Source organism: Marinactinospora thermotolerans DSM 45154, from assembly GCF_900167435.1.
Taxonomy (GTDB): domain Bacteria; phylum Actinomycetota; class Actinomycetes; order Streptosporangiales; family Streptosporangiaceae; genus Marinactinospora; species Marinactinospora thermotolerans.
On sequence record NZ_FUWS01000001.1, the window covers coordinates 640,458 to 652,266 of the forward strand.

Genomic DNA, 11,809 nt, shown 5'->3' on the forward strand with positions numbered 1-11,809 from the left:
CTCGTGGAACAGCTGAGCGCGGGCCGAAGACGGCGTCCGGTGGCTACGGACGCCTCCGGTGTTACTCCGCCGAGGCCGTGGTGGGGCGGAGGGGCACCGTGCGATCCGGGTCCTCGTCGGGCTCCCCCGGGGCGTCGTCCCCGTCGCGTTCCGCGCTGTCGACATCGGCCCGGGAGTCCGCGCCGTCCCGCTCCGACCGGGCGGAGACAGCCGTCTCCCGTCCGGCATCCTCCTCCGGCGCGGGCAGGACTTCCCTATCCCCGTCGTGCGCGCTGCTGTCGGCGTCATCGGAGGCGAGATCCTCATCCTCTCGCTCCAGCTGTCCGGAGGGGGACGATTCCCCTCCCTCCTCGCCTTGCTCGGAGCCGGCCTCCCCGTCTCGCTCGCGAAGGGAGGAGTCCTCGGGCTCCTCGGCCGCGCGGGGTGCTTCGGGGGTGTCATCCGAGGGGTCGTCGGCCCAGGCCTCGTCCGCGATCAGCTCCGGTTCGACCGTCTCGGCGTGCTCCGACGCTGCTTCCCCAACGGGGTGGCGGAGGGGGGCCAGACTCTCGGTGTCGGACTCGTCGGTCGCCGCGGGTTCGGGGGCCACAACGGGCTCGGCGGTGTCGTCCGCGGGTTCGGGCTCCTCGCCGGACGAGGCCGGCTCGGGTTCGGCGGAGGCCGCATCGGACCGGTCGGAGGCGAGGACGGTCACGTCCCCCTCATCCCCGTGGCCGTCCGGCCCCTCCTCGGTGTCGTCTTGGCGCGCGGTGTCCCGGTCCGGGTGCTCCGCGAGGCCCGCCTCTTCGTCCCCGGGGGACGCGGCGACGTCATCGTTCTCTTCTCGTGGGGCGTCCGCGGACCGTTCCCCGTCCCGGCGGTCGTCCTCGTCCTCGCGGACCTGTGCCGGGGCGGACTCGCCGGGGACGACATAGGTGAAGTGGCGCAGGGGACGCGTTGTGGAGGGGCGCTCCCCCTCGCCGGAGCCCTTTCCCGGCTCCACGCTCTCCTCGGCGGCGGATGTCCGGGGGTCCCCCGGGTCGTGGGACACGGCGTGGTCGTCTCCGCCGACCAGGACAGCGTGCTCGCCGTCCCCGCGTTGCCGCCCTTTCCTTCCCGTGGTGAGGATGGCCTTGTGCAGGCGGCTGTCACCGGACCATGCGTCATCGGTGGGGGGAAGGTAACGGTGCGCCAGGACACCGGAGGTCGGGGGCTGGTGTTCCCCGTTTCCATCGGGGCCCGGGAACGACACCGCCCGCGCCAGCTCCATGGCCGACGCGGGTGCGGTGGACGTACTCGCCCCAGAGTCACCGCCCAACGAAAGCGGAACGGTGGTGGAACCGACAGAGGCGGCACGGACGGACGCCTTCCCCAAACCGCCCGTCCGGGACACCTCTGCCGGAAGGGTCCCTCCTGCCCGGTGATCCTGTCGAGAGCCGAACAGCGTCTTCCTCGCCCGGACGAATTCGACCGCGAGCAGGAGCGCCGTCAGCACTCCCAGCCCGAGAGCGATGTAGACCAGGGTCTGCTCTGCGAGGACCAGCGCCGCGCCGATCACGACCAGGGCCGCGACGACGAGGACGAGGCAAACGATGATCACTGGAGGGAGGGCCTTTTCACGAACTCAAGGGTTCATTTGTGTTGTGTCGCGTCCTCCACGCCCGTCAGCGACGGTCGTGCGGAGCGTCCGGGTGGTAACCACCGTGCTGGGCGGGCTCGGGCTGGGCGAACGGGTTGCCTCCCGGCGCGGTGCCGGGTCCACTGTGCTGCAAGGACGGACTGCCGCCGGTGGGCGCCATCGTCTGGAAGCTTCCCGTGGTCGTCGGTCCGGCGTGCTCGGTGGCCCCCTCGGCCAGTTCGCGCAGCTGCCGCTCGAAGTAGTCCTTCAACCGGCTGCGGTACTCGCGCTCGAAGTCCTTGAGCTCGCTGACCTTGTGCTCCAGCTCCTCGCGCTGCTGCACGAGGGAGCCCATGACCTGACGGTGACGTTCCTGGGCGTCACGGTCGAGGTTCTCGGAACGCGCGCGGGCCTCGTTGACGATCTGCTCGGCCTGGCGACGGGCCTTGCCGAGGATGTCGTCGGCCTCGTGGCGGGCCTTGCCGAGCGTCTCGTCGGCCTCGCGGCGGGCGTCGGAGATCGCCTGGTCGGCGGTCTGCTGGGCGAGCGCCAGGACCCGCGCCGCGGTGTCCATGTTGTCCTCGCCGCCACCGGGCAGCCCCATGTTGCCCATGCCGCCCATGTTGCCCATGACGGGCATCGGCTCGGGCTGCCGGATCGGCTCGGGCTGCCGGATCGGCTCGGGCTGGGGCGGCGGTTCCGGAGCGAGCTGCTGGGGCTCCTGCGGCTGGAAGTCGTTCATCCCGGCCGGCGGAACCTTGCCACGCAGGCACTCGGCGAGCTTACCCCGCAGCTCCTCGTTCTCCTGGATCAGACGGTCGAGCTCGGACTCGACCTCGTCGAGGAACGCGTCGACCTCTTCCTCGTCGTACCCCGGCCGAAGCCGGGTCGTACTGAACTGCTTATTTCGCACATCCGCGGGTGTTAGCGGCATGTTCGTCTCCTTGGCGCGCTTGGACTCTGTCCGTAGGGACGCTACCTGATCGTGACCTTACGGCAATCCAGACCATGACCAAGACCACATATCGGAACCGGAGCTTACCTTTCCGACATCTTGGACTCAGCTACACGATCGGGATCGTAGCCACGAGCTGGATGAGGATCACGACCAGCAGGAAGAGGACGGTGAAGCTCAGATCCAGCGCCACGCTTCCCAGCCGTACCGGCTTGATGAAGCGCCTCAGGAGCTTCAACGGCGGGTCGGTGATCGTGTACGTCGACTCGGCCAGAACCAGTACAAATCCCGTGGGTCGCCAGGACCGCGCGAACGACTGCACGATCTCGAAAACGAGCCGTCCGATGAGTACCAACATGAAGAGGTACAGGACGGTGATGAGTATGTTCTGGACGATACTCACACTCGTTCCCCGACCTGGTCACTGGACATCTGGAAAGATCTAACTCTGATTGAAGAACCCTCGCTCAGCGATGCGTGCTTTGTCTTCAGCGGTCACCTCAACATTAGCCGGGGACAACAAGAACACCTTGTTCGTCACGCGCTCGATACTGCCATGTAGACCGAAGATCAGCCCCGCCGCGAAGTCGACGAGACGCTTGGCGTCACTGTCGACCATCTCGGTGAGGTTCATGATCACCGGTATACCTTCCCGGAAATGCTCTCCGATAGTACGCGCTTCGTTATACGTGCGGGGATGCAGCGTAGTAATCCGCGCGAGATCGGCGGTGGCAGGAGCGGTATGGGTGACGTTGCGTCGCTCCCCGTTGGACACGGCGTAGTTGTCCGCCTCCGTCACGGGCTCGGCTCTGGAGTCGCCGCCACGGGCGTCGAGACCGCGGTCGCGGCGGTCGTCGGCCCCTTCATCGAAGTCATCGAAGTCATCATATTCATCCGCATAGCGGTGATCGTAACGGTCGTCCTCCACGAGGCCGAGGTAGACCGCCATCTTGCGCATCGCGCCGGCCATCTCTTGTCCTCCGTCGTCCCTGTGGTGATGCACCGCAGATGACTTGTCGCTGGCGGGCCCGCGCCCCTCATGTCCGTCCGGTGGGCGAACTCGACAGATGGGCGCCAAGTTCCATGTGGGGACATTACCCCACGATCGTCCCGCGATCGCCGAGCAACGCCGTACCCACCCTGAGGTGTGTCGCGCCCCTCGCGATCGCGGCCTCCAGGTCACCGCTCATGCCCGCGGAGATGGCCGTGGCATGAGGGTAGCGATCCCGAAGCGTAGAGGCCACCTCGGACAGTCGCGCGAACGCCGCGTCCGGATCGGCACCCAACGGCGCGACCGCCATGACACCCCCGAGCACGAGCCCCTCCTCCGCATCGATCGCCTCGGCGACGGCCATGACATCACGCGGATCGGCTCCGCCCCGGGGGCCGATCACCCCCGCCGACGCCCCCGGGTCCAAGTCGACCTGGACCAGGCAGGACAGTCGGCGCCCCTCGCTTCGGGCGCGCGCCCCCAGTGCCCGGGCGAGCCGCTCGCGGTCGACGGAGTGCACCACGTCGGCGTAACGCGCCACCGAACGGGCCTTGTTGGTCTGGAGCTGCCCGACGAAGTGCCAGGTGAGATCCAGATCACCGCATTCGGCGGCCTTGGGAGCCGCCTCCTGGTCCCGGTTCTCCCCGACGTCGGTGACGCCGAGCTCCGCCAGGATGCGCACGTCACAGGCCGGTCGGGTCTTGGTGACCGCGATGATCGTCACGTCCGCGGGGTCCCGGCCGGCGGCGTCGCAGGCCCTCTCGACCCTTTCGCGAACGGCGACGAGGTTCGCGGCGATCTGTTTCGCTCTACGCGAATCCATGTCGGTCACTCCTGTTCCCGCCACACGTATCCGGCCAGCCGGCCGGTCGGCGCGCCCCTCCGGTGCGAGAACAGTTCCGGGGACTCCAGCGTGCAGCGCTCATCCACGAGAACCCGGCCGACCCCGGCCCGTCCCAACTGGGCCGCGACCGCCGCGCGCATGTCGATCCCCGGCGTTCCCTCACGGGTGGTGCAGGCGGCCTCGGCGACACTACGGGCGACCTCATCGCGCATCGCCGCGGGCACCTCGTAGCATTCCCCGCAGATCGACGGCCCCAGCGCGACGACGACGTCCGACCGTGTGGCCCCCAGGCGCTCCATCGCGGCCACCATTTCCACGGCGACCCCTTTAGCCGTTCCCTGACGTCCGGAATGGGCGGCTCCGAGAATTCCGGCGACGGGATCGGCGGCCAGAATCGGCAGGCAGTCGGCGGCCAGGGCCGCCAGGACGAGATCCGGTTCGACCGTCACCACCGCGTCGACACGCCCGACGACTCCCGGCCCGGTCGCGACCGCCACGTCGGCGCCGTGCACCTGCTCCATCCACACCACACGTTCGGGATCGAACCCCAAGGCCACACCCGCCGTCTTGCGGTTCTCCTCGACGGCGGCCGGATCGTCACCGACTCCGGCGCCGAGGTTGAGCGTGTCGTAGGGAGGGGCGCTGACGCCTCCGTCGTAACGCTGCGTGAAACCGGCGCGGATGCCCGGTCCCAGCTCGATCACGGCACTCATCGCGGGGGAAGGTCCTCCTGGTGGGGGGTGGGGAAGCACGAGCCGGCGGCCGCTCGGGGCGAGCGGTCCGCCGGTGCGGTTGAGGGCCGGGACGGTCGTGGGTGGCGCCGTCCCGGCCACGGTCACTTGAGGAAGTCGGGCACGTCCAGGTCGTCGCCCTCCTCGAAGACGACCCTGCGGCGCGGCGCGGGGATGTCGCCGGAGCGGGAGAAGGGACTGTCCGCCGTGCCACGGCGCAGCGTCCCGTAGCTGTTGTCGCCGAGCGGGCGAACGTTGCGGGACTGGTAGGTCTCCTCCTCGGCCGGCGTCTCGGGCTCACGGACCGGTTCGGGGCGGGAGACCTCCTCGGCCTGGGGCCGTTCCGGCTCGGGGCTGGGCTCGGCCGGGCGGAGGGGGGCCTGACCGGCCCGCGGCGGCTGGACGATCTCGGGTTCGGGGGCCGGCTCCGGCTCGCGTGCCGGCTCGGCCGGCTGTGCCGCGGACGGTTCCGGCGCGGCCGGGGCGGGGGTGGGCGCCGGAGGCGGGCTCACCTGCTGCGGTGCCGGCGGAGGCGAGACGGGACCGGGCCTGCTGAGCGTCTGGGGGGGCGCGGCGTCGGCACGCGGTTCGTCGAAGCCCGCCGCTATCACCGTGACACGCACCTCGTCGCCGAGGGCGTCGTCGATGACCGCGCCGAAGATGATGTTGGCCTCGGGCGCCGCGGAGTTCGCGACGAGCTGGGCCGCCTCGTTGATCTCGAACAGTCCCAGGTCGGAGCCGCCCTGGATGGACAGCAGCACCCCGTGGGCGCCGTCGATGCTGGCCTCCAGCAGGGGCGAGGAGATCGCCATCTCGGCCGCCGCGACCGCGCGGTCGTCCCCCCTCGCCGATCCGATGCCCATGAGGGCCGACCCCGCTCCGGACATGACGGACTTGACGTCGGCGAAGTCGAGGTTGATCAGGCCGGGCGTGGTGATGAGGTCGGTGATGCCCTGGACACCGGAGAGCAGCACCTGGTCGGCGGCCTTGAAGGCGTCGAGGACACTGACCTGACGGTCGGAGATCGACAGCAGCCGGTCGTTGGGGATGACGATGAGCGTGTCGACCTCTTCGCGCAGCATCGCTATGCCGGTCTCGGCCTGCGTCGCGCGGCGCTTGCCCTCGAAGCCGAAGGGGCGGGTGACCACACCGATCGTCAGGGCGCCGAGGGAACGGGCGATGTTGGCGACGACCGGCGCACCCCCCGTGCCCGTACCACCGCCCTCGCCCGCGGTCACGAAGACCATGTCGGCCCCCTTGAGGACCTCCTCGATCTCCTCCCGATGGTCTTCGGCGGCCTTGCGGCCGACGTCGGGGTTGGCCCCCGCGCCCAGTCCGCGAGTGAGTTCACGGCCGACGTCGAGCTTGACGTCGGCATCACTCATGAGCAGCGCCTGAGCGTCGGTGTTGATGGCGATGAACTCGACGCCCTTGAGTCCCTCTTCGATCATCCGATTGACGGCGTTGACACCGCCGCCGCCGATGCCGACGACCTTGATGACCGCGAGGTAGTTCTGCGGTGCTGCCACGACGAGGGGCCTTTCCGCTCGCTTCGTGCCGGCGTTGCCGTTCCCCTTTCGGTGGTCTCTCCCGTTTCCCACCGCTGGGGCTCGGTCCTCCGGCGTCCGGTTCTACAGTGTTCGGTTGCGTTCCGCCTCCGGCGAGCCGGCTGCGGTGCCACGGGGATCGCGTGGAGGGCGGGACCCGGGGTCTCTCCCCATCGCATTCATCCCCGATGAACGAAGTCGATACTTATGTCAACTAAAGGTAGTGCTTTCCGACAGTAGGCCGACGTCCGCCGACGAGCAACCAACCACGAGATCAGCCTATCGGCGTGTCGCGGGCGGACGCGATGCGCGCGCTCGGCGCGTCGCGCCCGGATATGCCCGGCTCGGCCCCGGGACGGCTACGTGACGACCGCCACGTCGATCGCGCTGACGTCGTAGGAACGCTCCGCGCTCGGCGGGTGCTCACGCAGCAGGACCTCCAGGACGCGGGCCTTCTGGGCGGTCCGCTCGCCGTCGCCCCACATCACGCTCGCGCCGTCGGACAGGTGCAGCGTGATCTCGGCGCGGTCGGCGGCCTCGACGTGTTCCAGCCGCTCCAGGATCGAGGAGGGAAGCTCGCCGACGATCCGGGCCGCCTCGGCGACCGCGGGATTGCCGACGATCTCCCCCTTGACCGTGATCAGCGGCTGGTCGGGTGGGAGCTTCTCGGAGTCGGCGACACGTACGCCCTCTCGGTCGATGAGCCGGTAACCTCCGTCGACCTCGACGCTGAGGACCGGCCGACGCTCGGTGACCTCGACGCGCAGCGACGCCGGCCAGCCCCGGGTGACCGTGGCCGACTCGACCAGGCGCAGCTTCTCCACCCGTTCGCGCGCGGCCGACACGTCCACCCTCGCCAACGGCGTTCCGGTGGACACGTCGACGGCCGCCGCGACCTCTTCGGGACTCAGTCTGCTCACCCCCGTGACCTCGACGTCGCGGACGACCAGCAGCCGGGAGCCCAGCACCACCCACGAGGCCAGACCGAGGAGTCCCACCACGAGCAGGGCCACGAACGCGACCTGCCACGGGTCGGAGCGGCGGGGCCGGGCGGCACCGCCCGCCCCCCGGCCGGAAGCCGGCTCCTTCTGGCGCCCGGAGCCCATCACCGCACCTCTCTCACTCGTCGGCGCAACCGCCTAGCGCGCGAGCCGCTCCAGCGCCTCGACGATGATCGGACCGAGCTCGGTGACGTCACCGGCCCCCATCGTCAAGACGATGTCGCCCGGCCGGGCGAGCGCGGCCACCCGCGCCACCGCCTCGGCGCGGTCGGGGCAGTAGTGGACCCGCTCGTGCCCGACGCCCTTGGTGATCAGCTCCGCCGTCACCCCCGGCTCCGGATCCTCCCTGGCCGCGTAGATGGGCAGCACGGCGACCTCGTCGGCCAGCGTGAGCGCGTCGGCGAACTCGGTGGCGAAGATCCGCGTACGGCTGTAGAGGTGGGGCTGGAACAGCGCCACCACCCGTCCCGGCTCCTCGGGGCGCCCGGTGTCGGAGTCCAGCGCCGCCCGGGCGGCGCGCAGGTCCGCGGCGATCTCGGTGGGGTGGTGGGCGTAGCTGTCGTAGACCCGGACCCCACCCGCCTCGCCCTTGAGCTCGAAGCGCCGGGCGGCACCGGTGAAACCGGCCAGGCCCTGGACCGCGACCTCGGGGTCGTGGCCCAACTCGTCGGCCGCCGCGATGGCGGCGGCGGCGTTGAGCACGTTGTGCCGGCCGGGCACCGCGACCGCGCAGTCCAGCGGGTCGCCTCCGGGCGGGGTGAGGGTGAAGAGGGTCGAGAACCCGTCGGCGCGGACGTTCCCCACGCGGTACTGCGCGTCGGCGGACTCCCCGTAGGTGAGCACGCGCCGGCCGAGGCCGCGGGCGACCTCGGCGACCTTGCGCGCCCCCGGATCGTCGACGCCGACCACGAGGGTGTCGGCGACACGTTCGGCGAACGCCGCGAAGTTCGCGTGGATCTCGTCCAGCCCACCGTAGTTGTCGAGGTGGTCGGCCTCGACGTTGGTGACGATGGCGACCTTCGGGGCGAGCATGAGGAAGGAGCCGTCGCTCTCGTCGGCCTCGACCACGATGACGTCGCCGGCGCCCGCGTCGGCCCCCAGGCCGGTGGTCACCAGCCGGCCGCCGATGACGTACCCGGGCTCGACCCCCAGGTGCTGGAGCACCACGGTCAGGATCGAGGTGGTGGTGGTCTTGCCGTGCGTCCCGGCGACGGCGACACCACGCCGGCCCAGCAGCAGCGCCCCCAGCGCCGCGGCGCGCGGAAGCACGCGCAGCCCCCGCGATCGGGCCTCGACCAGCTCGGGGTTGTCCTCGCGCACCGCGGAGGAGACCACGACCGTGTCGGCGTCGCCGACGTTGGCCGCGGCGTGACCGACGTGCGTGCGCGCGCCGAGCTCCTCCAGGGAGCGCAGCACGTCGCTGTCCTTGGCGTCGCTACCGGACACCTCGACGCCACGCTGGATCAGCACCCGGGCGATGCCGGACATGCCGGCGCCTCCCATGCCGATGAAGTGGACACGGCCCAGTTGCGCCACGGGTACGGGCTCGGTAGGGGAGACCAGGCTCATCGGCCGTCCTTCCCTTCGTCGTCGAGATCGTCGTCGGAGTCGTCGATCGGCATCTCCGGCGTGGGGCGGTCCCCGCGGGCGATGGCCATGACCTCGCGGGCCAGCTCCATGTCGGCGTCCCGCCGGCCCATCTTCGCCGCGACCTCCGACATCGCGACGACCCGGTCGGTGTCGGTGAGCAGCGGCAACAGGTTGTCGCGGATCCACTGGGGATTCAACTCGGAGTTGGCGACCAGGAGACCGCCGCCGGCCTGGACGATGGGTTCGGCGTTGAGACGCTGCTCGCCGTTGCCGATGGGCAGCGGGACGAACACCGCCGGGAGCCCCACAGCGGTGAGCTCGGCGCAGGTCATCGCGCCGGAACGGCACATCGCCACGTCGGCGGCGGCGTAGGCGAGGTCCATGCGGTCGACGTAGGGCACGACGACGTAGGGCACACCGTCACGGGTGCGGTCCTCGGGCTCGCTCGCGTTCTTGGGGCCGACGACGTGCAGCACCTGGATGCCGGCGCGGCAGAAGTCCTCGCCGCTGTCGAAGGCGGTCTGGTTGATGGCCTGGGCTCCCTGGGAGCCCCCGAAGATCAGCAGGGTCGGCAGGTCGGGGCGCAGACCGAAGTGGGCCCGGGCCTTGTCCCCCATGGCCAGCCGGTCGAGCTTGGAGATCTGCTCGCGCAGCGGGATGCCCACGTAGCGGCCGTTGCGGATCTCGGTGTTGGGGTGCCCCGTGAAGACGTGGGGGGTCAACCGCGCACCGAGCCGGTTGGCCAGCCCGGGCAGCGGGTTGGCCTCGTGCACCACGATCGGGATACGGCGCCGACGCGCCGCGAGGTAGCCGGGGGTGGCGACGTAACCGCCGAAGCCGACGAGGACGTCGGCTTGGACCCGCTCCAGGTGGCCCGAGGCGGTGCTGATCGCGTTGGCCAGCTTGCCGGGGACCGAGAGCAGCTTGGGGGTGAGCTTGCGCGGTAGCGGGACCGCGGGGATCTCCCCCAGTTCGTATCCTCGCATGGGGACCAGACGGGTCTCGAGTCCCCGCTCGGTCCCCAGACAGAGGATCCGGGTGTCGGGATCGACGCGCCGTAGCGCGTCTGCCAGGGCCAGTGCGGGCTCGATGTGCCCGGCCGTGCCACCGCCGGCGAGGACTACCCTCATCGTCGCCGATTCCTCCTCGCTTGAATCTGCGTTGGACGCGTTCGGTTCTGGGCCCGACGAGCCGTGGCGGTTTTCCCACCCTTGTCGACATCGTCCAGGCCAAGCCAGCTTAGAGCCCTTTGCACACGGCCGGGACCGCGCGCCGCGAGCACTTCTCGGGCCTGCGGCTCGGACTTGGCCATGGCGAGCAGCATGCCCAGCCCCGCCATGGTGGGGATCAGCGCCGATCCGCCCGCCGACACCAGGGGCAGCGGGATGCCGGTGATGGGCAGAACGCCGATGACCGTCCCGATGTTGACCAGCGCCTGGACGACGATCCAGGCCGTGATCGCGACGGAGGCCAGCCGGACGAAGGGGTCGTCGGCCCGCGCCGCCACCCTCAGGCCCGCGTAGCCGAGCACACCGAACAGCCCGACCACCAGCAGGGTTCCGAGCAGCCCCAGCTCCTCGCCGATGATCGCGAAGATGAAATCGCTCTCGGGGTGGGGCAGGAAACCCCACTTCTCGCGGCTGCCGCCGATACCGACGCCGAACAGGCCGCCGGTCCCCAGCGCGTAGAGGCCGTGCAACAGCTGGAAGCCGGTGTCGGTGGGGTCGGCCTCGGGGTCGAGGAAGGAGGTGAGCCGGGCCATGCGGTAGGGCTCGACCGCGATCATGATCGCCACGAGCAGCGAGACCAGGCCGAACATGCCGATGAACAGCCGGCCCGGCGCGCCGACCACCCACAGCAGCGCCAGGAAGATCGCCAACAGCACGAAGGTCGTCCCCAGGTCGCTGCCCAGCAGGACGAGGAGCACCAGCACACCGCAGCCGGGCAGCAGGGGCAGGAGCAGGTGGCGCCACTCCACCAGTTGGCGCAGCTCCTCCTTGCGCGCGAGGACGTTGGCGCCCCACAGCGCGAAGGCGAGTTTGGCCGGCTCCGACGCCTGGACGGTGACCCCGGCGATCTCCAGCCACCGGGTCGCGCCGTAGTACTCCTGCCCCTGGAACACGGTGACGACGAGCAGGGCGATGGAGGCGAGCATCGCCGGATAGCCGACCAGCCGGAAGAGACGGACCGGCATGTGGGAGGCGAGCACCAGCAGCGGCAGGCCGAGCGCCGCGGCGAACATCTGCTTGCGGAAGAGCGAGTAGGCGGAGCCGGTCTCGGTGTAGGAGTCCACCATGGACGACGACAGCACCATGACCAGGCCCAGCGCGATCAGCAGGGCGCTGCTTCCGAACAAGAGGTAGTAGGAGGTCAGCGGCCGGTCGAGCCGGCGCACCAGCTCCCACGGTCCATCCGATGACGTCCCCGTCCCGGCCCGTGGGGGCCGCTTGACCCCGGCGGGCCGGGAAGTCGATGTCGAAGCCGCCATACGCCACCTCCGCCCACGCCGCGCTTCTCCCAGCATCGACCAAGTTTGGCGGCAAAGACCGTCGG

At 70.4% G+C, this 11,809-nt stretch carries 11 protein-coding genes; all 11 read right to left on the reverse strand.

Translation table 11 applies throughout. The features are described from left to right. Positions 1–61: 61 nt before the first annotated feature. The 11 genes from B5D66_RS02710 to ftsW all read right to left on the reverse strand — a co-directional run bounded on the left by B5D66_RS02710 (position 62) and on the right by ftsW (position 11,744). A complete protein-coding gene (locus B5D66_RS02710) occupies positions 62–1,579 on the reverse strand; it encodes an MSCRAMM family adhesin (RefSeq protein ID WP_078759935.1) in 1,518 nt (505 codons plus the stop codon). 64 nt (positions 1,580–1,643) lie between these two features. Then, the gene (locus B5D66_RS02715) at positions 1,644–2,531 is read right to left on the reverse strand and encodes a DivIVA domain-containing protein (RefSeq protein WP_078759936.1); all 888 of its coding nucleotides are present in this window, start codon (positions 2,529–2,531) and stop codon (positions 1,644–1,646) included. A 130-nt stretch (positions 2,532–2,661) separates the two neighbouring features. Continuing rightward, positions 2,662–2,955 (reverse strand): YggT family protein, encoded by a 294-nt coding sequence (locus tag B5D66_RS02720; protein ID WP_078759937.1) that lies wholly within the window; start codon positions 2,953–2,955, stop codon positions 2,662–2,664. A gap of 39 nt (positions 2,956–2,994) precedes the next feature. Continuing rightward, positions 2,995–3,522 (reverse strand): cell division protein SepF, encoded by a 528-nt coding sequence (locus B5D66_RS02725; RefSeq protein ID WP_078759938.1) that lies wholly within the window; start codon positions 3,520–3,522, stop codon positions 2,995–2,997. A 124-nt stretch (positions 3,523–3,646) separates the two neighbouring features. Beyond that, positions 3,647–4,366: a YggS family pyridoxal phosphate-dependent enzyme gene (locus B5D66_RS02730; RefSeq protein WP_078760046.1), complete on the reverse strand. Its 720-nt coding sequence runs from the start codon at positions 4,364–4,366 to the stop codon at positions 3,647–3,649. A gap of 5 nt (positions 4,367–4,371) precedes the next feature. Further along, positions 4,372–5,100 carry a peptidoglycan editing factor PgeF gene (gene pgeF, locus B5D66_RS02735; protein WP_078759939.1) on the reverse strand — a complete coding sequence of 243 codons (729 nt, stop codon included), beginning with the start codon at positions 5,098–5,100 and terminating at the stop codon, positions 4,372–4,374. Positions 5,101–5,222: 122 nt separating this feature from the next. After that, a complete protein-coding gene (gene ftsZ, locus B5D66_RS02740) occupies positions 5,223–6,647 on the reverse strand; it encodes a cell division protein FtsZ (RefSeq protein ID WP_078759940.1) in 1,425 nt (474 codons plus the stop codon). Positions 6,648–7,024: 377 nt separating this feature from the next. Then, entirely contained in the window at positions 7,025–7,771 is a 747-nt protein-coding gene (locus B5D66_RS02745) for a cell division protein FtsQ/DivIB (protein ID WP_078759941.1), read from the reverse strand. A gap of 33 nt (positions 7,772–7,804) precedes the next feature. Continuing rightward, entirely contained in the window at positions 7,805–9,235 is a 1,431-nt protein-coding gene (murC, locus tag B5D66_RS02750) for a UDP-N-acetylmuramate--L-alanine ligase (protein ID WP_078759942.1), read from the reverse strand. Then, positions 9,232–10,386, reverse strand: coding sequence for an undecaprenyldiphospho-muramoylpentapeptide beta-N-acetylglucosaminyltransferase (gene murG / locus B5D66_RS02755; protein ID WP_078759943.1), 1,155 nt, complete (start codon positions 10,384–10,386; stop codon positions 9,232–9,234). Before murG ends, murC begins: the two co-directional genes overlap by 4 nt. Continuing rightward, positions 10,383–11,744 carry a putative lipid II flippase FtsW gene (ftsW, locus tag B5D66_RS02760; protein ID WP_078759944.1) on the reverse strand — a complete coding sequence of 454 codons (1,362 nt, stop codon included), beginning with the start codon at positions 11,742–11,744 and terminating at the stop codon, positions 10,383–10,385. Before ftsW ends, murG begins: the two co-directional genes overlap by 4 nt. Positions 11,745–11,809: the final 65 nt, after the last annotated feature.

Coding starts and splice junctions, on each gene's coding strand:
- B5D66_RS02715 (WP_078759936.1), bottom strand. CDS start 2,531: ATGCCGCTAACACCCGCGGATGTGCGAAATAAGCAGTTCAGTACGACC.
- B5D66_RS02725 (WP_078759938.1), bottom strand. CDS start 3,522: ATGGCCGGCGCGATGCGCAAGATGGCGGTCTACCTCGGCCTCGTGGAG.
- B5D66_RS02730 (WP_078760046.1), bottom strand. CDS start 4,366: ATGGATTCGCGTAGAGCGAAACAGATCGCCGCGAACCTCGTCGCCGTT.
- pgeF (WP_078759939.1), bottom strand. CDS start 5,100: ATGAGTGCCGTGATCGAGCTGGGACCGGGCATCCGCGCCGGTTTCACG.
- B5D66_RS02745 (WP_078759941.1), bottom strand. CDS start 7,771: ATGGGCTCCGGGCGCCAGAAGGAGCCGGCTTCCGGCCGGGGGGCGGGC.
- murC (WP_078759942.1), bottom strand. CDS start 9,235: ATGAGCCTGGTCTCCCCTACCGAGCCCGTACCCGTGGCGCAACTGGGC.
- murG (WP_078759943.1), bottom strand. CDS start 10,386: ATGAGGGTAGTCCTCGCCGGCGGTGGCACGGCCGGGCACATCGAGCCC.
- ftsW (WP_078759944.1), bottom strand. CDS start 11,744: ATGGCGGCTTCGACATCGACTTCCCGGCCCGCCGGGGTCAAGCGGCCC.